The organism is Mesorhizobium monacense (assembly GCF_056781675.1).
Genome location: NZ_CM165567.1, coordinates 4,803,554 through 4,824,372, shown reverse-complemented (window position 1 = coordinate 4,824,372; position 20,819 = coordinate 4,803,554). Strand labels below are relative to the sequence as shown.

The window sequence follows — 20,819 nt, the reverse complement described above, 5'->3', positions numbered from 1 at the left end:
TCAATCCTGTCCGGTAAAAGTCAGCCTGCGGCCACGCTGGAGCCACATCATGGCGAGAATGGCGACAATAAAGGGTGTTGCCACGCGGAACGGCGCGAATGGCTTGTAGAGGGTGACCACGCTTTCGAGGACGCCGATGGCAAGGCCACCAACAAAAGTCGACGGTATCGACGTGAGGCGGCCAAGGATGGTGGTCGCGATGATGGGAATGACGAGGAAGGTTAGCACTGCCGGGTCAAGCCGTACGAGCGTTGCAAACATCAGTCCGGTGAAGCCGGCGAGCACGCCTGAAATGCCCCAGGCGATCGTCTCCACCCTGACCACCGGCGTGCCCAAGATCGATGCGACTTCACGATTGTCGGCAAGCGCCCGCATCATCAGACCAATGCGGGTGCGGACCAGGAAGACGCCCATGCCGAGCGTGATACCAAAAGCCGCGAGCAGTGAGAGAACCCGGATGCCGGTGATTCTCAGGCCGAGAATCGAGGTCGAGGTACCATCGAGGGTGAGTGTCAGTCTGCGCGGTGTAACCACCCAGAGGAGGTTCATGGCGCCAAGCAGGGCGAGGGCAAAGCCAAGCGTGGCGACCGCCTTGACGATTGGTTCGCGATGCGCGAGACCCGGCGCGATCAGCCGGCCGTAAGAAACCGAGAGGGCGAGTGCGATGCCGATGCAGGCCGCCCAGGCAACGGGCTCTGGCCATTGCCATTCGAGCAGTTGCCAAGCGACCATCGCACCTACGGCGCCGATGGCGCCGTAGGCAAAATTGAGCACGCCAGTGGCCCGGTTGAGTAGCACCAGTCCAACGCCGCCGAGTGCATAGAGTGCCCCGACGGCGAGGCCGGATACGAGGAACAGGCCAAGGACGTTCATGGCTTCACCGGTCAGTTGGCAATACCGAGGGTTTTTTCCGCCGCTCGGATGGGATCGAGATAGGCGCTGTCCACGTCGGTGCAGCCGCCGACCACCTTGAAGCCGTCGCCCGAAATCTGAACCATCATATTCGCATGGTTGGGCATGTGTCGGTCGGCATTGCCCACGTAGTAGGGGCCGCAGAGCAGGTCCGAGGTCTCGTTCTTGATCCCCCGGATCGCCTCTGAAACCGACTTGCGATCAATGGTCGCCGGATCGAGCTTCAGGATGGCATCAGTGAAGAAGCGAGCGGAGAGATAGCCCGATTGGCTGAAGGTGTCGCGCGGATCCTCCGGGCGAGCATACTTGTCCATGATGGCGCGCCAGTTGCTGGCATCTGGACCGGTGCCATCGATAGGCGTGAGCTCGATGTTGACGTTCATGACGCCATTCCAATAGGCGCCGAGCATGGCGGGAACGTCTGCATCATAGAGTGGTGTCGAAGATATCCACTTGAAGTTGTCGCGCAGGTTCTGTTCCTCGACGGCCTTGAGGTAGGCTGCGGCCATTCCGCTGGGCAGGTTGACGAGAACGGTGTCGGCGCCGCTTGCGACGGTTTCCAGAACGGAGGCATTCATATCTGCCGCGCCTGGATCGAGCAAAAGGCTGGAGCCAGACAGTCCTTTGGACTGCATGTACTTCTCGGTCCAGCCACAGGAATACGGACCGACCGAGGGGATGGTGAGCCCGATGCAAACAACGTTCTTCGAACCCAGATTGGCAACGGCCCACTGGGCCGCTCCGACGCTCGAGGGCAGGGGTCCCTCATTGGTCGAAACGATGTTCTTCGATTCGAAGCATTCGGCGACCGCGCAGGCAGCCGCCATCGCCATGACATCCTCATCCGCGTAAAGCTTGGCGTTGACGCCCATCTCTACAAATGAGCCGTTGGCGACGAGCGCGACGACACCCTTGTCTTTAACAAGTTTGGTCGCAACCTGGCTCGCGACCTCCGGGTTCCATTGGTCGTCTTCAACCAGATATTCGATCGGGCGGCCATGGATGCCGCCATTGGCATTGACGCAGTTGAAATAGGCGCGTGCGGCGTCGGCCGAAGACGAGAAGTCGTCAGGCCCCGTTTGACCAACCACGGCCCCAACCCTGATCGGCTCGCCGGTGGCTTTTTCCCCGGTGTTCAGCCCACATCGTGGTGCGGCCATGGCTGAGCCACTGGCCAGGATGAGCGCGACCGTTGAGGCCGCGAGAAGTATCGTTGTCCGTTTCATGCTGTCTCCTCCCAAAGAACCGTTGAAATCAGTAGGTCGTCCCGAAAGGTCCCGTCGCTTCAAGCGACGAAGTCCTTGCCGAGTATGAAGCGGGCGGCTCGCTCGCCGATCATGATGACCGGCGCATTGGTGTTGCCCGAGACAATGGTTGGCATGATGGAGGCGTCCGCCACGCGTAGCCCCTCTACGCCGCGGACCGCGAGATCCTCGCCAACCACGGCCATGCGGTCGTCGGGCCTGCCCATCTTGGCCGTGCCCGAAGGATGAAAAACCGTCTTCGAAATCGAGCGGATGTAGTGCCTCAGGGCTTCGGGATCTCGCTCTACTCCGAGCGTGGGCAGAACACGCCGCTTCACGATGCGGGCGAGCGATGGAGCTTGAATGATCCGGATCGCCCATTCCACCCCGCGTACGAGCGTGTCCAGATCAGCAGGATTGGAGAAGGAATTCGCGTTAAACAGGGCACTATCCTTTGGATTGGCCGAACGCAGCTTGACCGTGCCTCGCGATTGCGGCCTCAGGAAACAAGGACCGATGGCAATGCCGTGGCCTGGTTCCGCGGCCCGGTCGGCAAAGCCGATGAAGGTTGGCAGAACATGAAACTGGATATCCGGCTGGCCGGTCCCGGCCGTATCGACGAAGCCGCCCGACTCCACAACATTGGATGTGAGGAGGCCGGTCTTGGTCAAAAGATATTGCAGCATGTGGCCCGCCGCCTTCAGCCCCTTGTCCTGGGTGAAGAGCGAGATCGGATCCTTGACCTCCGCCTGAACCGTGGCCTCGAGGTGATCCTGATAGTTTTCCCCGACCCCCGGCAGATCCATGATCACGTCGATCCCATGGCTCTTCAGATGTTCGGCCTCGCCGATGCCCGAGAGTTGCAGGATCTTGGGTGTGGCGAGGGCGCCTGCCGTTAGAACAATCTCGCGCCGGGCCCTATAGGTGACGCCATTCTCGGTCAGTACACCGACCGCTTTCCTGCCTTCAAACAGAACTTTGTGGACGCGGGTTTCGGTCACTATGATCAGGTTCGAGCGCTTCTCGGCGTCGCGCAGGAAGGCTTGCGCCGCGCTCCAGCGCCGGCCGTTGAGAGTTGTTGTCTGGTAGAAGCCGACGCCTTGCTGCACCTTGCCGTTGAAGTCTTCGTTATACGGAAGGCCGGCCTCCTGGGCTGCCCGGATGAAGGCCCAGGACAGGGGATGACCAAAGCGGCGATCGGAGACCCTGAGTTCGCCGGTTGCTCCATGGAATTCGCCCGAAAGGCGCTGATTAGCCTCAACCTCGCGAAACACCGGAAGAACCTTGTCATAGGACCAGTTACGGCATCCCATTTGCGCCCAGGTATCGTAATCCTGCTGCTGGCCACGAATATAGATCATGGCATTCAAGGAACTGCCGCCGCCAATCACATTGCCCTGTGGCACGACGTTGGGCTTGCCGTTCAACCCCTTGTCCGGCTCCGATACGTAGAAGTGTACATCCTTGCCCTTCTCGATCACCTTGAAGAATGTCGCCGGGATATGAATGAACTTGTCGGTGTCGCGCGCGCCGCTTTCAATTAGCAGGACCTTGTTTTGCGGATTCTCCGACAGCCGGGCTGCAACAACGCAGCCGGACGAGCCGCCACCGACGATGATGTAGTCGAATTGGTTCATGGGTTGCTCCGATGCGGGCGGGCAGAGTCTTGCGACAGCGTTGGTGTCAGCAAAAAATCGTCTGAATGGTTGTGAATTCCTTCAGCCCGTCGACGCCGAACTCAACGCCGATCCCGGACTGCTTGACCCCACCAAAGGGCGCATTCGGCTGGATTGCTCCATGCTTGTTGATCCACACAGTGCCGCATTCGAGTTGGCCGGCCACCTGTTTGGCCCTTGCCGTATCCCGGCCCCAGACTGAGCCGCCGAGGCCCGCCGGATTGTCGTTCGCCTTCGCGATCACGTCTGCGAGGTCGCTGTAGCGGATGATGGGCAGCGCGGGGCCAAATTGCTCGCGATCGACGAGCTTGCAGCCATGGTCGACATCGGCAACGATCGTGATCGGATAGAAGTAGCCGGTTCCACCGTTGCTCTTGCCGCCGATCAGAACACGGCCGCCTTTGGCGCGTGCATCCTCGACATAAGAAGCGACGATGTCGAGTTGCATCCGATTCTGTACGGGGCCAAGGACCGATTGTTCCGACAGACCGTCGCCAACCGGAATATTGGCTGCATAGGCGACGAGACTTTCGCACACAGCGTCATAAACGCTGTCATGGACATAAAGGCGCTTAAGGCAGGCGCAGGTTTGGCCGTTGTTGATGAAGGCGCCCCAGAACAGCCCTTCGGCGATTTCCTGGGGGTCGGCGTCGGGGAGTACGATGCCGGCGTCGTTGCCGCCTAACTCCAGCGTGAGCCGCTTCAGCGTATCGACGGCATTGGCCATGACCTTCTTGCCAGTGGAGGTGGAGCCAGTGAAGGTCAGCTTGGCGATGCCTGGATGGGCGGACATGGCCGCGCCAATCTCGTTCTCGCCAGTGACGACGTTGACGACGCCCGCCGGCAGAACCTCATTCATCAGCTCAACAAGGCGAATGGTCGACAATGGTGTCTGGGGTGATGGCTTGATGATAACGGTGTTGCCGGCGCGGATTGCGGGAATGATATGCCAGCAGGCAATCATCACCGGCCAGTTCCATGGTGTAATCGAGCCGACGACGCCGATCGGTTTGCGATGCAACTCCACGCGACCTTCAGGCGTATCCTGCAGGACTTCGACGGGAAGCTCGATTTCCGCCGTGTGGCGGGTCCAAGCGACAGCTCCACCGATCTCGAAGCGAGAGCCGAGACCATTGAGCGGCTTTCCCTGTTCGAGCGTCAACAGGCGCGCAAGCTCTTCTGAATTGGCTTCGATCTTGCTCGCAATAGCGCGGCAGGCGTCGGCAAGCTCTGCGCTCGATTTCAACTGCCAGCGTTCGAACGCAGCTGCTGCAGCGTCAACAGCTGCGTCGAGGTCTCGAACCGTGGCCAGAGGCATTGCGCCGACAACTTCTCCGGTCGAAGGATTGAGAATATCGGCGTGGCGAGCGGTTTCCACCGGCTCGCCGCCGATGAACAGCGTGTAGCGCTTCATATCCTGGCTCCTCCCAAAGCAATCTGTGAGGAGCATTCAAATTGAAGCTGGCAATTCTGTCTTGGATTCGAACGCGGCGCGAATAGGACAAAAGCGCAGCACTGTCACTGCTGCAGAACATCCTTGGGCGAACAGGCGAAGGCCTTTCGAAAGCAGCGGTTGAAATATGAGATATCGTTGAAGCCGGCGGAATAGGCGACCTCGGCGATCGTAGTCGCCTTGGCAGTATTCTTCATCTGCGCCAGTTGTTCGTGAGCGAGATGCAGGCGGCGCATTCGTATCAGCGATGTCGCGGTAGTGCCAAGTGCATTGAAGTCCTCCTGCAGGGTCCGGAGCGAAATGCCAACCTTGTCGGCAAGCCACTGCGGCGTCAGATGCTCGTCGGTGAGATATCTGTCGATGAGTATCTGCACGACTTCCAACCTGCCGCCAGAACTGTCCGATACCACAGGCTCATCCATCTCACTGTCGGTCGCGAAAGCCTGGCGTGTCGCGCTGAAGAGGAGTTCGCGTAAATGCGGTGCTCGCTTGTCGCTTGCGTCTGTTTTCAGAAGCTTGGCAACGACCGCTCGCAGCATCGCCGACATCGGGTCCTCTGCTTCAATCCTTCGCGAAACTTCGACCCGTGCGGACTTGTCGGCGAAGATCAGCTGGCGCGGCAGATGCACCGAGAGGTGGTTGGAAAAGCGGCCGCCGAAATGGAAGATCGACGGGCTGGAGCTATCGACGAGAATGCAGTCGCCCGGGGTAATGATCGATTGCCTGCCGTTCTGTTCGATACCGCAAGTCCCTTCGAGTTGCAGCAGCAGGAAGAGATTTTCGCTATAGTCCATCCTGATATCGGCGACGTCGCGGCGGATCACGTCGAGGTCGTTCGCAACCTGCGCCAGGTCGAGCCCGCCTGCATCCAGTATGGTGGCATTGCCGGTTACGAGGGTGTGCTCGGCTCGTTGTGTGTTGAAATTTCCGCAGATCGATTTCAGTTCCGCAGTCCACTCTTCAAGGGAATGTATAGGCCATCGAGTGGCGGTCATCCCCCTGAATTCCGCTAGGTGCTGCATGTGCTGCATGGCGTCTCCTCCCAAAGACCGTCGAGCTGTCTTGTCATTGGCAAAACAAGATAGTTCCCATGTTAAGCGATTCCTCATATTCGCTTTTGTCAACTCGTTTTTTGCGTGGCAAGGGTTGGAAGTACGTCGGCTTGAGACTGAAGGGATGGCGAAGTGGCGCGAACGGAAGCGGCAGCCTCCTGATATCGGTCCCACCAGCCGACCGGCAAGCACCTTGCCATTGCCGTGGTCATGACGATGTCGCGCCCGTTGCAGGCAAAGCGGCGATCAGTCCATGTCAGAGATCGGCGTTCCCTATCTCATCGCGGCAAATACTTGAAGGGTGATGGCAAGCCCGGGCATGCGATCGAAACCTGATCAATTCGACCACCTCAGTGCACCGAGTCAGTTGTTCGCGTACCGGAGATCATTAGGCGAAAGCGATGCGGATCGTCCCGTATTGACCGAAATCGGCGACGATGCTGTCGCCATGGCGCGCCTCCACCGGGCGCACGAACGAGCCTGATAGCACCACCTGTCCTGCCGAGATCTGCATGCCGTATTGGTGCAACCGGTTGGCCAGCCAGACGATGCCCTTGGCCGGATGATCGAGCACGCCGGCGCCGAGGCCGGTTTCCTCGACCTCGCCATTGCGTGACAGGATGGCGCCTATCCAGCGCAGGTCGGCCTCGCGCGGTCCACACGCGCGGCCACCGATGACGATGCCGGCATTGGCGGCGTTGTCGGAGATGGTGTCGAAGAAGGTTCGTATCTTGCCGGTTTCCCTGTTCGAGCGCTCGACGCGGGTGTCGAGGATCTCCAGCGCCGGGGTGATGTAGTCGGTGGCGTCGAGCACGTCGTCGATCGACACGTCAGGCCCCGACAGTGGCGCCTTCATGACGAAGGCGATCTCGGCCTCGATGCGCGGCTGGATGAAGCGGCCGGCGGGAACGATGCCGCCGTCTTCGAAGAACATGTCGTCGAACAACACGCCGGAATCGGGAATGTCGATGGCGAGCGCCGATTGCATGGCCTTGGAGGTCAGGCCGATCTTCCAGCCTTTGATCGTCAGGCCCGACGCGACCTTCCGCGTCGCCAGCGCGGCCTGCACACGGTAGGCGTCGTCCATCGTCGCTTCGGGAAAGTCGAGGCTGAGCAGCCTGATCTGCCGGCGGTTGCGTTCGGCCTCGAACAGCCGCGTGGCAGCGTCCTCGACTTGCTCAGGGGTCATTGTGCTGTCCCTTCGTCGACGACGCTGTTTCGCAGCAGGCCAATGCCGTCGGCCTCGACCTCGATCACGTCGCCCGGTTTCAGCCAGATCGGCGGCTCGAAACGGGCGCCGGCACCGGTCGGCGTGCCGGTAACGATGATGTCGCCGGGAACAAGCGTGGTGAAGGTCGAGACGTAGTTGATGATCTTGCGGAAGGAAAAGATCATGCGGCTGGTGCGGTCCTGCTGCCGGACCTCGCCATTGACGCGCGTGGTGAGTGCGATGTCGGCGATCTGCGCCTCGTCGGTGAACGGCACCAGCCACGGGCCGATCGCACCGGTGCGGTCGAAATTCTTGCCCTGGGTGACGTTGAACTTGGCGTGGCGCACCCAGTCGCGGATTGTGCCTTCGTTGCAGAGCGAAAGTGCCGCGATATGGCCGAGCGCATCGGCTTCTGCAATGCGCCGGCCGGCCTTGCCGATGACGATGACGATCTCGCCCTCATAGTCGAGCTGCGGCGATTCCGGCGGCCGCACCAGCGACTCGCCATGGCCGACGAAGGAACGCGGGAAGCGGATGAACAGCGACGGGTTCGAGGGTGCGGCCTGCCCGTCCTTGTACTCCTCGTTGCGGTCGGGAAAATTGACGCCGACGCAGATGATCTTTTCCGGCGAGGGGACCGGGATTTCGTAGGCAATGGCGTCGAGCGGGAAATCAGCGGCGAAGGCGTCGGCCTCCTCGGCCAGGCGCTGCAAGGCGCCGGCCTCGATGACTTCGCGCAATGTCGGCCATTGTGCGTGGCGTGACGAGAGGTCGACGACGCCTTTGTCGGTGATCGCGCCATAGCGTGCCTTGCCGCCGACGGTGAAGGTGGCGAGCCGTGGCGTGCTCATGGGTTCCCCCTGCGGTTAGCCATCGTCACGGCGCCACGATCGGCGAGGCCGCCAGGTCGGACTTGCGTGGTTCGACGCCGGCAAAGGTGCTGCCTTCCTCGAACCAGCTCTTCGGTGCCGGCGCGCCCCATAGCGTCTGGCGCTGCGGATCCTTGAGGTCCCATTTGATTGGCTCGAGATCGGGATCGACCGTCTGGTAGTCCGAGCAGTAGATCTCGATGCGGTGGTTGTCGGGGTCGCGGATGTAAAGGAAGAAGGCGTTGGAGATGCCGTGCCGGCCGGGGCCGCGCTCGATGTTCGGCAGCCAGCCGGTGGTCGCCATCAGGTCGAGCAGGTCGATGATGTTGAGCGGCGTCGGCACCCAGAAGGCGACGTGATGCAGGCGTGGCCCGATGCCGTTGGTGAAGGCGATGTCGTGGACGCCGCCCTTGCGGTGCGTCCAGGCCGCCCATAGCTTTCCACTGCTGACATCCTCGGTGTATTCGGTGACGCGAAAGCCGAGCTCGTTGTAGAACGCCACCGATTCATCGACGTTGGGCGAGAAACAGTTGAAGTGGTCGATGCGCAGCGGCTTGACGCCCTTGTACAGCGCATATTTCTGATGGATCGGCGGCAGCCGCTCCATCTTCGAATAGAATTCGAGCGGAATGCCGTGCGGGTCGCGCGTGCGGAATGTGCGCGACTGATAGGGCCGCTCGACCCATTCCACCGGCAGGCCCTTGTTTTTGAAGAAGTGCTCGGCCTTGTCGAGGTCCTCGTCGGAGAACAGCTTGAAGCCGAGGTCGCGGGCTTCCGCTGTCGCGCCTTTCCGCAGCAAGATGCAGTGGTGGCCGCGTTCTTCCATCGCGCGCAGATAGATGGCGTCCCTGGTTTCGTCCGTCACCTGCAGGCCGAGCGTATCGACATAGAAGGCGCGGGATTTTGCAAGGTCGGTGACGGCGAGCTCGACATGGCTCAGCCGCACGATATTGAACGCCGGGTAGAGATTGGGTGTGGGCAAGGGCATCTTTTAGGGTCTCCGGTCAGCCGCCGAGCTTCTGGATCGAGTGCGGCGCCGTGGCGAACGCGATGTTCTTGGTTTCCATGTAGAAGTCGAACGACCAGTCGCCGCCGTCGCGACCGATGCCCGAGCTCTTGACGCCGCCGAACGGCGTCGGCAGGTGGCGCACATTCTCGGAATTCACCCAGATCATGCCGGCGTCGAGCGCATCGGTGAAGCGGAAGGCGCGGGTGACGTCGGAGGTCCAGAGATAGCCGGTCAGGCCGTACTGCGTGTCGTTGGCTAAAGCCAGCGCCTCGGCCTCGTCCTTGAACGAGATCGCGGTCAGCACCGGCCCGAAGATTTCCTCCTGGGCGATGCGCATCTTGTTGGTGGCGCCGGTGAACAGCGTCGGGCTGACATAACAGCCGCCGCCCGGACCATCGAACTTGCCGCCACCGGCAGCGACGATAGCGCCTTCCGACTTGCCGATCTCGATATAGGAGAGAACCTTTTCCTCGTGCACTGGATGGATCAGCGGACCGACCACGGTTTCGGGATCGAGCGGATGGCCAACCTTGATGCGCTCGGCCTTCTCGGCCACCAGCGCGGTGAACTTGTCATAGACGCTTTGCTCGACGAGCAGCCGCGAGGACGAGGTGCAGCGCTCGCCGTTCAGTGAATAGATCATGAAAACGGCGGCGTCCGCCGCACGCTCAAGATCGGCATCGGCAAAAACGATCACCGGGTTCTTGCCACCGAGTTCGAAATGCACGCGCTTCAGCGTGTCCGCGCCTTGCTTCATGATCATCGAGCCGGTGCGGCTTTCGCCGACGAAGCCGATCGCCTTGATATCAGGATGTTCGGTCAGCGCCCTGCCGGCGTCCTCGCCGAAACCGTTGACGAGGTTCCACACGCCCTTCGGCAAGCCGGCCTCCTCGGCGATCTCGACCAGCAGCCGCGCCGTCAGCGGCGACAGCTCCGCCGGCTTGTGGACGATGGTGCAGCCGGCGGCTAAAGCCGGCGCGATCTTCCAGGTCGACAGCATGAACGGCGTATTCCACGGCGTGATGACGCCGACCGGGCCGATCGGCACGCGCGTTGTCATGTTGACCTGGTTCGGCGCGCGGATCGTGCGGCCATCGCGGGCCTCCGGCGCGCGGTCGGCGTAGAAGCGGAAATTTTCCGCGCCGCGCAGGGCCGCCTTGGCCATGAACTTCAGCGACTGTCCGGTGTCCATGCATTCGACGAAGGCGATTTCTTCCGCGCGCGCGACGATGGCGTCGGCAATCCTGTGCAGCAGCTTCTTGCGGGCATCGCCGGAGATCGCCGCCCAGTCGCGGAAAGCCGCCTTGGCCGCCTTGGCGGCGCGGTCGATGTCTTCAGCCTTGCCACGCGCCACCCTGGCGAGTGGCTTCAGGTCGATCGGCGAGATCGTTTCATAGGTCGAGCCGTCGGCGGCTGCGACAGCCTCGCCGCCGATCTGGTTGAGCACGCCCGTGCTTCTGAAGCGCTCGAGATAGGCTTCGGCCTTCCGCAGATTGTCGTCCAATGCCGCCATGGGTCTTTCCTGTTTTCTGCCGCTTGCTCACTTGCCGCCCAGTTACTTGCCACGTAGCCGCGGGTGGATGGCGTTCTTCTTCCAGTTCAGTTCGGCGTCGATCTCGCGGATCTCCAGGGAGAGCGCGAAATGCGGCGTTGTGAACAGCGATGCGAGATGCTCCGAGACGGCGGTGAAGATCGCCTCGCCGGTGCGCTTCTTTTCCTCGGCGCTGCGGCCCTTGCCGATGCGGAAGTTCATGTCGATGAAGCCGTTTTCCGGCAGACGGTCGGCGATCGCATAGGCCTCGGCACGGAAGGCGCGCACCCTGACCGCCCCTGGCTCGAACAGGCCGGTCTCGAGGATGGCGCGCGACACCAGCGCGCAAAGCGCGCCCATGTCGACTTTGGCGTCGAGATTCGCGGAATATTCAATCGCCATGTGCGGCAAGGGTTTCCTCCGCCGGCATCGCCGGTCTTTGTAATTAACATGTGAATTACATCTTGGCGATCGAATGTCAAGCGCCGTTCTCTGTCAGGACCCACGCCCTGGTGTCGGGATTGCCGCCCCCGGCAAAATCGCGGATATAGCTGCGATCCGCGTCTCATTCGCATTGCGAGTCGGAACTGGAACTGGAATTTCGGAGACCTGACCTTGCTACCGCCCAGCACCCGCCGCTCCTTGCCGATGGCTCTTCTGCGCGCCCGCGAAGTGATCATGGCGCATTTCCGGCCGATGCTTGCCCGCCACGACATCACCGAACAGCAATGGCGCGTGCTGCGCGTTCTTGCCGAGGCCGGGCCGCTGGAAGCGACCGAACTCGCCAACCGCGCCTCGATCCTGCCGCCAAGCCTCACCCGCATCATCAAGGCGATGGAAGAGCGGCAGTTCATCTCCCGCAACAAGGTCAAGGACGACGGCCGCCGGGCGCTCCTCGCCATCAGCCCGGCCGGCCTTGCGCTGATCGAAGACCTGTCTCCCGAACGCATCGCCATCTACGACGCGATAGAAAAGCGCTATGGGGCCGAACAGCACGAGCGCCTGCTCGACCTGCTCGAAAGCCTGATCCAGTCGGAGACGCTACCCGATTAGCGCTGGCCGGCCCGTCGCAGGCTCCCCAGCCCTTCGGGCGTTCATCCCCTTCAAAAGGTCCACTGGACCTTTTGATCCGCTTGAAGGCGGACCGGGTCTTCACCGTTCGTCACTCGAAAAGCCAAGCAATTGGCTTTTCGTCCGCTGCGCGGACCGCTCCTCACCCCCCAAAACTCCCCAGCGCGCTCGGCTGCATGTAGTTGCGCCCGACATAGAGCAGCGCCGCCTCGTCGCTGCCGTGGCGGATGTCAACTACGCGGCCGAACATCACATTGTGCGTGCCGACCCGGTTCACCTCGCCGATCTCGCAATCGAAGCTGACGATGGCGTCGAGCAGCGCCGGCATGCCGGAGGGCATCGTCTGCCATCGCGCGGAACCATAGCGCTCGGCCATGTCGCGGATCGCACCGGCGAACTTCGCCGCCAGGTGCATATGGGCCTGCGTCAGCACGTTGACGCAGAAGCGCCGGTTGGCGAGGAACAGTCCGGCCTGCGCCGAGCGTTCGTTCATGCAGATGAGCAGCGTCGGCGGATCGTCGGAAACGCTGCACATGGCGGTAGCGGTGAAGCCGCCACGGCCTGCCGGACCGTCCGTGGTGACGATGTTGACCGGCGCGCAGACCCGCGCCATGGCATCGCGGAATTCCAGTCTCGAGACCTGCGCCTCCATGGCCGGCCTCCTCAGCTTGCGCCGGCCGGCAGCGGCGGTAGCCAAGTGTCGCCGGTCCAGCCCTTTTCGTCGTAATCGGCCATGCAGGTGTCGACCAGCACTTCCATCGCCTTCAGACGGCCGCTGCGCTCGGCGCCCTTCAGCACTTGCAGCCGCACCTCTTCCGGCGCGCCGGCATAGTTGAGCTCGTAGAGCGCATGGCGGCCCCCGAACTCGGTGCCGGTCGCATCCCACAAAAGCTTCATGATCTTGATGCGCTCGACATGGCCCATGTCGTTCGAGCCGCGCACATATTGGGCAAGGTACTTGTTGATCTCGGGATTGTCGAAATCCTTTGCCGAGGACGGCAAATAGATCAGCCCCGAGGCGATCACCCGGCGCACCGTGTCGATGACGCGCGGATAGGCTTCCGACATGAAGGTGCGGTAGGCGAGCGCCGCTTCCAGATTGGGCAGCACCGCACCGCTCGCCCACGGGATCGGGTTGTGCGCCATGGCGTTGGAAAAGCTCCAGAACATGTGGCGCAGCGCGATCACTTCGCCGAGTGCCGCCTGGTTGCCGCGGAAGGCGTCGCCGCCGGTGGCGCGCAGCGCCTTGGCGAGCAGGCCGGAGAGGAAGTCGAGCTTGACGGCAAAGCGCGTGCAGCCCTGGAAGCAATAGCCGTGCATGAAGCCCGACGCCGGATGGAAGGACAGGATTTTTTGCGCATCGCGCAGCACCAGCACGTCCTCCCAGGGGACGAACACATTGTCCAGCACCAGGATCGCATCGTTCTCATCGAAGCGCGACGACAGCGGGTAGTCGAAGGGCTGGCCGACCGTGTTGGCGGTCTGCTCGTAGGAGACGCGGCAGAACATCTTTATCCCCGGCGCGTTCATCGGCACGATGAACATCACCGACAGCGACGGATCCTCGGTGACCGTCGCCGAGCTCTGCGCCAGGAAATTGTAGTGGGTCAGCGCCGACGACGTCGCCACCACCTTGGCGCCGGACACCCAGATGCCGGCATCGCTCTCCTTGGTGATGTGCACGAACACGTCCTTGACGGCCTCGGCCGGCTTGTGGCGGTCGATCGGCGGGTTGACGATGGCGTGGTTCATGAACAGGGCGGCTTCCTGGGCCCGTTTGTGCCAGGCAAGCGCATTGTCCTTGAACGGGCCGTACCACTCGGCATTGGCGCCGAGCGTGTTCATCAGCGCCGCCTTGTAGTCGGGGGTGCGGCCCATCCATCCGTAGGACATGCGCGACCAGTCGGCGATGGCGGTTTGCTGTGCGGCCAGATCGGCGGCGGAATGGGCGACGCGAAAATATCTATGCGTGTAGCCGCCCGAACCGGTATCGGTGGGCGAAGTCAGCACCGCCTGCCGCGCCGGGTCGTGCAAGGCGTCGTAGAGGCGGGCGAGCGAACGGGCGGAGTTGCGCATCGCCGGATGGGTGGTGACATCGGCTATGCGCTCACCATTGATGTAGACCTCGCGCCCGTCGCGCAGGCTCTCTAGATATTCGGCGCCGGTGAACGGCCGTTTCGTGTCGGCCCGGAAATCTTCCGATCGCATCCATGATCCTCCCTTTGATGCTTGAACACTAGCCCGGTGTCGTCCGATGGTTTATGGACGAAAGCACAAAACAACTTGGACTTTTTCAGGCCGCCATGAGCCAGATCGCGATTCCCGAGTTCTTCGTCTACGGCGAGCCGGCGCAAACACTCGACGTCGGCTTCCTGCATGTCGAGACGGTTCTTGCCCGCGCTGTGCTGCATCGGGGCCAAGTCCTGGCGCACAAGCATCCGCAAATGGCGCAGATCACCTTCTGGACCAGCGGCAGCGGCAGCTACCGGATCGAGGATCAGACCTGGAGTTTTTCGGCGCCGACGGTGAGCTTTATGCCGAGCGGTGTGGTGCACGGTTTCAGCATCGAACCGGGCACCGATGCCATCGTCGTCTCGGTTGCCGATGCAGCACTTGCGGCAATCGCCGAGCATTCCTTGCTGCCGCTCGATCAGCCAGTCTTCGTCACCGGACGCGGCGAGGCAGCCCTGTGGGACAAGCTCTCAGGCACGATCGGCATGATTCGGTCGGAGTATGCCGACGCACGCCCGGGTTTGGAGAAAATTCTGCCGCCGCTCATCGCCGTTGCATTGTCGGGGATCGCACGCCTCGACGCTGAGTCGCATTCCGTGACGGTGCCGGCGGCACTGGCGCTGGCCGGCCGCTTGCGGCGGCTGATCGACCGGCATTTTCGTGACGATTGGCCGGTCGAGCGCTATGTCGCCGCACTCGGCACCACGCGCCATCTGCTCGACAAGGCGGCACGCCAGGGCTTGGGCGCGGGCGTGCGGCAGGCCATCGGCGTGCGGCGGCTGGTCGAGGCCAAGCGCCTGCTGCTGTTCACCGTGCGCCCGGTCGAGGACATCGCCTACGAGACCGGCTTCAACGACCCTGCCTATTTCTCGCGCTTTTTTCGCTCGGCCGTCGGCCTGTCGCCGGCGGCATGGCGGCGGGTGCGGCTTGAAAAGAGTGAGTAGTGAGTAAGATGACGGCTCGAATCGACCGGGCGCGCCTGAAGGAATTCGCCACTACTCACTACTCACGCCGCAACTGCGCGTGCCGGCGACACTATCGTCGCCGATTTCGGCAGCTCGGGCACGGTCAGCATTCACTTCGCGATGGGCTGACGGGACTGCCGCCGGCCCGCATCAGTCGCATCGTAACCCTTTATTCCCCCCGCAGATAGGCAATCACCACATCGGCTGATATGGCCGACATGCGCATGCCGACATTCGACGCGACTCTGCACCCAGCCCAGGAAGGCGAAGCCCCGTAACGCTGAAAACAGCGGCACCGCGGCGATATCCTGCGCCGTCAGCGCCCGCTCCTGCCGATAGCCGTCGAGCAGAGCGGCTTCGATCAGCGGATAGATCGCCTCCTCGCGGTTCCGGTACAGCGCAACGGCAAAGTACATGTGCCAGCCATAGCCGCAATTGTGATGCGGATCGCACCCTCATGGACGAGCACGTTCTCGCGCACCAGATCGGCGTGGATGATGCCGAAATTGCGGGCGCTGCGTCATGGTCCGACAGCGCCTTCATAGCCTTTTCGCGTGCCTGTAAAATCAGCTCGCGACGAGGGCCCTCGATGAAGGGAGAGGTCTCGAAGGGCGTTTAGCTGGGCTGCCTCCAAGCGCGTCCTGACATGGAGTTGGACCTCGTGCCAACGCGGTTCGTCCCCCGCGCAATCTCTGTCAGGCGCATTCCCCGCCGGGATGCGTCGGAGTCGCTAAGGACCGTATTGACAAGGCGACGCCAATGTGAACATTTGACTTTGTAAAAGTAACGATGTTCATGCAGGGGCAAGCTGGCCTCCGCTGGAATCGGGGGAGTTGGGAGGCCCAATCACATGTTTCATTGCCGCTGTGCCGCTCGAAAATGGAACAGGTGTGGCCAATCCAAGCTCTTTGCGAGCCGGATCGGGTGCGACGTGATTGGGTAATCCATGCGGGCCCGGACCGGCCCGTTTTCGAAGCAAGCATCGTCGTCGCCCGCAAACGGTGCATGAGATCTCTGAGCGGGTGTTTGGGAGGATTTGCAATGCCTGTTGGAAATAGGAAGGATGTGTCGCGTCGGTCGTTTCTGATGTCGACAGCGGCTGTCGGCGCATCGGCCGTCGCGGTTGGCGGCGTCTCGCTGTTCAATGTCCGGCGCAGCTTCGCGCAAGAAGCCATGAACCCTGCCGATGTGCTGGCCAAGATCAATGTCGGCGGCTACGTCAAGAAGGAATACCGCGATCTCTACAAGCTCGCCGACGGCGATGAGCTTTGGGATCCGGCTAAGGACTGGATCCGCACCGTCGACTGGGAGAAGGTTCGCGGCGAGTTCGCCGGCACCACGGTCAAGTTTGCGATCGGCGCCGCCGACATGGAATCCGCCGCCGACGGCCTGAAGCCCTTCGAGCAGCTCTCCGGCATCAAGGTGGAACTCGTACCGATCCCCGACGATTCGATGTACGACAAGGTTCTGGCCGAGTTCATCTCGGGCAATGCCAGTTTCGACGCGCTGCAGTTCTTCTCGCCATGGCTGGGCGACTTTGCCGGCCCGGGCTTCCTCGCCAAGCTCGACGACTATGCAGAGAAGTGGAAGCTGCCGCTTGACGATTTCTATGACACCTATCGCCTCAACTATGGCTATTTCGGCGACAAGGGCCTCTACGGCATCCCGTTCGACTGCGACATCCAGATGGTGCATGTCAGGCCGTCGCTGCTGAAGAAGGTCACCGGCAAGGACGCCGACACCAAGCTGACCGTGCCGACCTATGACGAGATGATCCGTCTGTCAGCCGAGCTCAACAAGGTCGAGAAGGGCGTTGCCGGCGTCGGCATGATGGGCGCTCGGGGCTTCTGGTCGACCTACACCTGGGAGCACATCGCCGCGCAGCATGGCGTCGACCTGTTCAACGATTCCTGGGAACCGGTGTTCAACAGCGACGCCGGCATCAAGGCGCTCGAAACCATCCTGGCGCTCAAGGCGTCGTCGGCCGAAGGCGTGGCCGGCTGGGGCTGGGGCGAGAACCGTGCCGCCTGGCTCGGTGGCCAGCTTGCCATGAACATCTCCTGGCAGGACTCGGGCACCCAGGCGACGCGCCCGGACCAGAGCCGCATCGTCGGCGACTGTCTCACCGTCTACGAGCCGCGTGTGCAGATCGAAGGTGCCCGTTTCGCTCCGCCAAACATAGCTGGGTCGACCTCTTGCGTCACCGCCACGGCCAAGAACCCGGAGGGCGCCTTCCTCATGCTCGCCTTCCTGACCACTGCGTCGATCATGGCGATGAACGAGGCCAACGCCAACGGCGTCGCGCCGGGCTACAAATCGGTGCTGAAGAACGAAAAGCTGCGCTCGGTCTCGCAGCCCGCCGCGGTCTGGGCCAATTCGCTCGACTATGCCTGGTGCGCGCCGCGCATCCCCGGCATGTTCGAGATGGAGCAGGCGCTTGGCAACGAGATCAACAAGGCGATCGTCGGCCAGGCGACCCCGAAGGAGGCTCTCGATGCCGGCGCCAAGGCCTGGAAGGAGATCATGACCAAGAATGGCTTCTTCTCAGACAAGGAGCCGTTCAAGTATGCTGCGGTGGCGCCCGCGACCTGGGCCGGCAAGGGCAAGACCCCGCCGGTTTGACGGTCGATTGACACTGGCTTTGCCGACAGGTCCAGGGAGACTTCACGTAATGCAGGACTCCATGGTTCAGAACAGTTCAGGATGGGCGGCGTCAGCCGCCCGTCCCGGCATCAGGCCCCGGCCCCGGAGCCGGTTGCGCCGCAAGGCGTTTCCCTACCTCCTGGTGGCGCCGGCGATGATCTTCCTGCTGGGGATCACGCTCTATCCCGGCGTCTACGCTATGTATCAGAGCTTTTTCTTCGTCCGCTTCAACGACTGGTCTTTCGCCGGGCTCGGCAACTACACCAAGCTCCTGTCTGACAACGAGTTCTGGCAGGCGCTGTGGAACACCTTCGTCATGGGCGCTATCGCGCTTAGCCTCGAATGCGTCATCGCCATCAGCATCGCGGCCTTTGCCTATCGCGATCCCTGGGTGCGATCATGGCGCATCCTGTTTCTGATGCCGATGCTGTTCATGCCGTCGGCGGTCGCCTTCATCTGGAAGCTCGCCTTCAACGATGGGCGGATCGTCAGCGATCTCCTGATGCGCCTGGGGCTGATCGACGGCAATCTGGATTTTCTCGGCTCCATCTGGCTCGCCCGGCTGACCCTGATCGTCGCCGATGTCTGGCAGTGGACGCCGTTCCTGTTCATCATCTTCGTCGCGGCCCTGCAGGGCCAGGATGCGGAAATGGAAGAGGCGGCGAGGCTGGACGGCGCCAAATGGCGGCAGATATTCTGGAACATCTCGCTGCCGCTGATGATGCCGATCGTCGCCGTTGCCCTCATCCTGCGCGGTATCGACATCATCACCATGTTCGCTTCGGTCTTCATCATCACCGGTGGGACCCCCGGTGGCGCCACCGAGACCATCAGCTATTTCATCTATCGCGTCGGCTTCAAGACCTTCAATTTCGGCTACGCCTCGGCCATTTCGGTGGTCATGCTGGTGATCACGGTCACGGTTGCGCAGCTGTTCGTGAAACGCTTCTTCCGCTCGGGACGGGAATAGAAGATGGCCAGCAAAAGCAGATCGTCGGAGAGCCTGTTCCTGCGCTACCTCGTGCTGTTCGCCTGGGCCGTGTTCTGCCTGGCACCGATCCTGTGGTTCCTGTCCATCGGATTGCGGCCGCGCACCGAGATCATCGCCGCCGAGCCGATCTACTGGCCAACCTTTTCCCTCGACGCCTGGAACATGATCTGGACCGATTGGCCGATGGGCAATTATCTGCGCAATTCGCTTGTCGCGGTCGTCGGCAGCGTCATCATCGATCTCCTGCTGGCGATCCCGGCCGCCTATTCGCTGGCCCGCTACACCTACCGGTTTCGCGAAGACATCGGCTTCTACATCCTGTCGACGCGCATGATGGCGCCGGCCATCGTCGCCATTCCGATCTTTTTCCTGTTCCGCAACATGGGCCTGCTCGATACGGTCTGGGCGCTGATGCTGGTCTATGCCGCGATCAACCTGTCGCTGGTGACCTGGATCATCCGCTCCTACATGCTCGACATACCGCATGAGATCGAGGACGCGGCCCGCACCGACGGCGCCTCGGACCTGCGCATCCTGGTGTCGATCATCGTGCCGATGTGTCTCCCCGGCATCATCACCGCCGCCGTCATCGCCGTCATCTTCGCGGTCAACGAGTTCCTGTTCACTCTGCTCATCGCCTCGACCAAGAACGCCTATACGCTGTCCGTCGCGCTCGCCAACTTCACCGGCGGTTCGGACGGCATCATCTACAACGCGATCGCCCTTGTCGCCTTCCTCGCCTTCGTTCCGATCATGTTCCTGGTCGTGCTGATCCAGAAGCATCTGTCGCGGGGCCTGACCATGGGCGCGGTCAAGGGTTGATATCAGGCGTGGCCGCAACTGCAATGCCTGGCTTTTGCGCGGCCGGCCGGCGAAGAAAAAATGGAAAGACGGATATGGCTCAGATTCAACTGAAGAATGTCACCAAGGGGTGGGGAGCAGTCCTTGGCGTCGACAATGTCGATCTCGACATTCGCGATGAGGAGTTCATGGTCTTCCTCGGGCCGTCGGGCTGCGGAAAGACCACGACGATGCGCATGATCGCCGGCCTGAACGATCTGACGTCGGGCGAGATCTGGATCGACGGCGAACTGGTCAACGATTTCGATCCGCGCGACCGCGACGTCGCGATGGTGTTCCAGAGCTACGCGCTCTATCCGAATATGACCGTCTACGAGAACATCCGCTTTCCACTCAGGATGCGCGGCATCCCCAAGGCCGAGCACGACCAGCGAGTGCGCCGCGCCGCCGACATGGTCGAACTCGGCGACTACCTCGACCGCAAGCCCGGCGCACTTTCGGGTGGCCAGCGGCAGCGCGCGGCGCTTGCGCGGGCCATCGTCAGGCAGCCGCGCGTCTTCCTGATGGACGAACCGCTGTCCAATCTCGACGCCAAGCTTCGCAACGCCATGCGCGTGCAGCTCAAGCACGTCCAGCGTCAGTTGAAGATCACCACCGTCTACGTCACCCACGACCAGGTCGAGGCGATGACGCTGGCCGACCGGATCGTCATCATGGACAAGGGCCGTATCCAGCAACTCGGCACGCCGGACGAGATCTACTCCAACCCCAACAACACCTTCGTCGCCGGCTTCATCGGCTCGCCGCCCATGAACCTGATCAAAGGCGAGGTGCGCGACCAGCGGTTCTCTGCGCCCGGGGTGGAGATCGCTGGCGTCAACCTGGCCGATTCCCAAGGCGTCATTCTTGGCGTGCGGCCGGAAGACGCTAGGGTCTCCGCCGGTGCAACCGGCCATCTGAAAGGGACGCTGTATGGACTGGAGCCGACCGGCGACCAGACCTTTCTGTCGGTGCGCACCGAAGCGATGGTCGTCGAGGTGAAGGCCGACCGCGATTTCCGACAACCGCTCGATACGGCAATCGCCATTGAGCTCGATCTCGAGCGCCTCTATTTCTTCGACGCAGTAACGGGCCAGCGCATTCGCGCAAACTGACGGGAC

At 62.1% G+C, this 20,819-nt stretch carries 19 protein-coding genes; 6 read left to right on the top strand and 13 right to left on the bottom strand.

Annotated elements, in window-relative coordinates; all coding sequences use genetic code 11:
- The 10 genes from AC1RUK_RS23200 to AC1RUK_RS23155 all read right to left on the bottom strand — a co-directional run bounded on the left by AC1RUK_RS23200 (nt 1) and on the right by AC1RUK_RS23155 (nt 11,367).
- Nucleotides 1–873 carry a branched-chain amino acid ABC transporter permease gene (locus tag AC1RUK_RS23200; RefSeq protein ID WP_481838777.1) on the bottom strand — a complete coding sequence of 291 codons (873 nt, stop codon included), beginning with the start codon at nt 871–873 and terminating at the stop codon, nt 1–3.
- An 11-nt stretch (nt 874–884) separates the two neighbouring features.
- Nucleotides 885–2,138, bottom strand: coding sequence for an ABC transporter substrate-binding protein (locus AC1RUK_RS23195; protein ID WP_481840122.1), 1,254 nt, complete (start codon nt 2,136–2,138; stop codon nt 885–887).
- 59 nt (nt 2,139–2,197) lie between these two features.
- Entirely contained in the window at nt 2,198–3,793 is a 1,596-nt protein-coding gene (locus AC1RUK_RS23190; RefSeq protein ID WP_481838779.1) for a GMC family oxidoreductase, read from the bottom strand.
- Between the two features lie 46 nt (nt 3,794–3,839).
- Nucleotides 3,840–5,246 (bottom strand): aldehyde dehydrogenase family protein, encoded by a 1,407-nt coding sequence (locus AC1RUK_RS23185; protein ID WP_481838780.1) that lies wholly within the window; start codon nt 5,244–5,246, stop codon nt 3,840–3,842.
- A 104-nt stretch (nt 5,247–5,350) separates the two neighbouring features.
- On the bottom strand, nt 5,351–6,316 hold the full coding sequence (locus AC1RUK_RS23180; RefSeq protein ID WP_481838781.1) for a helix-turn-helix domain-containing protein: 966 nt from the start codon (nt 6,314–6,316) through the stop codon (nt 5,351–5,353).
- Between the two features lie 409 nt (nt 6,317–6,725).
- The gene (hpaH, locus tag AC1RUK_RS23175) at nt 6,726–7,526 is read right to left on the bottom strand and encodes a 2-oxo-hept-4-ene-1,7-dioate hydratase (RefSeq protein ID WP_481838782.1); all 801 of its coding nucleotides are present in this window, start codon (nt 7,524–7,526) and stop codon (nt 6,726–6,728) included.
- Nucleotides 7,523–8,398: a fumarylacetoacetate hydrolase family protein gene (locus AC1RUK_RS23170; protein ID WP_481838783.1), complete on the bottom strand. Its 876-nt coding sequence runs from the start codon at nt 8,396–8,398 to the stop codon at nt 7,523–7,525. Before AC1RUK_RS23170 ends, hpaH begins: the two co-directional genes overlap by 4 nt.
- A 25-nt stretch (nt 8,399–8,423) precedes the next feature.
- Nucleotides 8,424–9,404 (bottom strand): 3,4-dihydroxyphenylacetate 2,3-dioxygenase, encoded by a 981-nt coding sequence (hpaD, locus tag AC1RUK_RS23165; RefSeq protein WP_481838784.1) that lies wholly within the window; start codon nt 9,402–9,404, stop codon nt 8,424–8,426.
- Between the two features lie 16 nt (nt 9,405–9,420).
- The gene (gene hpaE, locus AC1RUK_RS23160; protein WP_481838785.1) at nt 9,421–10,938 is read right to left on the bottom strand and encodes a 5-carboxymethyl-2-hydroxymuconate semialdehyde dehydrogenase; all 1,518 of its coding nucleotides are present in this window, start codon (nt 10,936–10,938) and stop codon (nt 9,421–9,423) included.
- Between the two features lie 42 nt (nt 10,939–10,980).
- Nucleotides 10,981–11,367, bottom strand: coding sequence for a 5-carboxymethyl-2-hydroxymuconate Delta-isomerase (locus AC1RUK_RS23155; RefSeq protein WP_481838786.1), 387 nt, complete (start codon nt 11,365–11,367; stop codon nt 10,981–10,983).
- Between the two features lie 237 nt (nt 11,368–11,604).
- Here AC1RUK_RS23155 and hpaR point away from each other — a divergent pair, with 237 nt between their 5' ends.
- Nucleotides 11,605–12,009 (top strand): homoprotocatechuate degradation operon regulator HpaR, encoded by a 405-nt coding sequence (hpaR, locus tag AC1RUK_RS23150; protein WP_436171900.1) that lies wholly within the window; start codon nt 11,605–11,607, stop codon nt 12,007–12,009.
- Between the two features lie 160 nt (nt 12,010–12,169).
- Here hpaR and AC1RUK_RS23145 read toward each other — a convergent pair whose 3' ends face one another.
- The gene (locus AC1RUK_RS23145) at nt 12,170–12,679 is read right to left on the bottom strand and encodes a flavin reductase (protein ID WP_436171363.1); all 510 of its coding nucleotides are present in this window, start codon (nt 12,677–12,679) and stop codon (nt 12,170–12,172) included.
- A gap of 11 nt (nt 12,680–12,690) precedes the next feature.
- The gene (locus tag AC1RUK_RS23140) at nt 12,691–14,235 is read right to left on the bottom strand and encodes a 4-hydroxyphenylacetate 3-hydroxylase N-terminal domain-containing protein (protein ID WP_481840121.1); all 1,545 of its coding nucleotides are present in this window, start codon (nt 14,233–14,235) and stop codon (nt 12,691–12,693) included.
- 95 nt (nt 14,236–14,330) lie between these two features.
- Here AC1RUK_RS23140 and AC1RUK_RS23135 point away from each other — a divergent pair, with 95 nt between their 5' ends.
- A complete protein-coding gene (locus AC1RUK_RS23135; RefSeq protein ID WP_481838787.1) occupies nt 14,331–15,203 on the top strand; it encodes a helix-turn-helix domain-containing protein in 873 nt (290 codons plus the stop codon).
- Between the two features lie 131 nt (nt 15,204–15,334).
- Here the strand turns inward: AC1RUK_RS23135 and AC1RUK_RS23130 are convergent, their stop codons facing one another.
- A complete protein-coding gene (locus AC1RUK_RS23130; RefSeq protein ID WP_481838788.1) occupies nt 15,335–15,640 on the bottom strand; it encodes a hypothetical protein in 306 nt (101 codons plus the stop codon).
- A gap of 757 nt (nt 15,641–16,397) precedes the next feature.
- Here AC1RUK_RS23130 and AC1RUK_RS23125 point away from each other — a divergent pair.
- The 4 genes from AC1RUK_RS23125 to AC1RUK_RS23110 all read left to right on the top strand — a co-directional run bounded on the left by AC1RUK_RS23125 (nt 16,398) and on the right by AC1RUK_RS23110 (nt 20,813).
- Nucleotides 16,398–17,846 carry an ABC transporter substrate-binding protein gene (locus AC1RUK_RS23125; RefSeq protein ID WP_481840317.1) on the top strand — a complete coding sequence of 483 codons (1,449 nt, stop codon included), beginning with the start codon at nt 16,398–16,400 and terminating at the stop codon, nt 17,844–17,846.
- 61 nt (nt 17,847–17,907) lie between these two features.
- Nucleotides 17,908–18,837: a carbohydrate ABC transporter permease gene (locus AC1RUK_RS23120; RefSeq protein ID WP_481838789.1), complete on the top strand. Its 930-nt coding sequence runs from the start codon at nt 17,908–17,910 to the stop codon at nt 18,835–18,837.
- A gap of 3 nt (nt 18,838–18,840) precedes the next feature.
- Nucleotides 18,841–19,680, top strand: coding sequence for a carbohydrate ABC transporter permease (locus AC1RUK_RS23115; RefSeq protein ID WP_481838790.1), 840 nt, complete (start codon nt 18,841–18,843; stop codon nt 19,678–19,680).
- A 74-nt stretch (nt 19,681–19,754) separates the two neighbouring features.
- Nucleotides 19,755–20,813 (top strand): ABC transporter ATP-binding protein, encoded by a 1,059-nt coding sequence (locus AC1RUK_RS23110; RefSeq protein ID WP_481838791.1) that lies wholly within the window; start codon nt 19,755–19,757, stop codon nt 20,811–20,813.
- The last annotated feature ends 6 nt before the right edge of the window (nt 20,814–20,819 follow it).

Bases quoted from the DNA above. Each gene is read 5' to 3' on its own strand.
- AC1RUK_RS23120 (WP_481838789.1), top strand. From the start codon at position 17,908: ATGGTTCAGAACAGTTCAGGATGGGCGGCGTCAGCCGCCCGTCCCGGC.
- AC1RUK_RS23125 (WP_481840317.1), top strand. From the start codon at position 16,398: ATGAACCCTGCCGATGTGCTGGCCAAGATCAATGTCGGCGGCTACGTC.
- AC1RUK_RS23200 (WP_481838777.1), bottom strand. From the start codon at position 873: ATGAACGTCCTTGGCCTGTTCCTCGTATCCGGCCTCGCCGTCGGGGCA.
- AC1RUK_RS23115 (WP_481838790.1), top strand. From the start codon at position 18,841: ATGGCCAGCAAAAGCAGATCGTCGGAGAGCCTGTTCCTGCGCTACCTC.
- AC1RUK_RS23170 (WP_481838783.1), bottom strand. From the start codon at position 8,398: ATGAGCACGCCACGGCTCGCCACCTTCACCGTCGGCGGCAAGGCACGC.
- AC1RUK_RS23140 (WP_481840121.1), bottom strand. From the start codon at position 14,235: ATGCGATCGGAAGATTTCCGGGCCGACACGAAACGGCCGTTCACCGGC.
- AC1RUK_RS23130 (WP_481838788.1), bottom strand. From the start codon at position 15,640: ATGTACTTTGCCGTTGCGCTGTACCGGAACCGCGAGGAGGCGATCTAT.
- AC1RUK_RS23195 (WP_481840122.1), bottom strand. From the start codon at position 2,138: ATGAAACGGACAACGATACTTCTCGCGGCCTCAACGGTCGCGCTCATC.
- hpaE (WP_481838785.1), bottom strand. From the start codon at position 10,938: ATGGCGGCATTGGACGACAATCTGCGGAAGGCCGAAGCCTATCTCGAG.
- AC1RUK_RS23135 (WP_481838787.1), top strand. From the start codon at position 14,331: ATGAGCCAGATCGCGATTCCCGAGTTCTTCGTCTACGGCGAGCCGGCG.
- AC1RUK_RS23190 (WP_481838779.1), bottom strand. From the start codon at position 3,793: ATGAACCAATTCGACTACATCATCGTCGGTGGCGGCTCGTCCGGCTGC.
- hpaD (WP_481838784.1), bottom strand. From the start codon at position 9,404: ATGCCCTTGCCCACACCCAATCTCTACCCGGCGTTCAATATCGTGCGG.
- hpaH (WP_481838782.1), bottom strand. From the start codon at position 7,526: ATGACCCCTGAGCAAGTCGAGGACGCTGCCACGCGGCTGTTCGAGGCC.
- AC1RUK_RS23110 (WP_481838791.1), top strand. From the start codon at position 19,755: ATGGCTCAGATTCAACTGAAGAATGTCACCAAGGGGTGGGGAGCAGTC.
- AC1RUK_RS23185 (WP_481838780.1), bottom strand. From the start codon at position 5,246: ATGAAGCGCTACACGCTGTTCATCGGCGGCGAGCCGGTGGAAACCGCT.
- hpaR (WP_436171900.1), top strand. From the start codon at position 11,605: ATGGCTCTTCTGCGCGCCCGCGAAGTGATCATGGCGCATTTCCGGCCG.
- AC1RUK_RS23145 (WP_436171363.1), bottom strand. From the start codon at position 12,679: ATGGAGGCGCAGGTCTCGAGACTGGAATTCCGCGATGCCATGGCGCGG.
- AC1RUK_RS23180 (WP_481838781.1), bottom strand. From the start codon at position 6,316: ATGCAGCACATGCAGCACCTAGCGGAATTCAGGGGGATGACCGCCACT.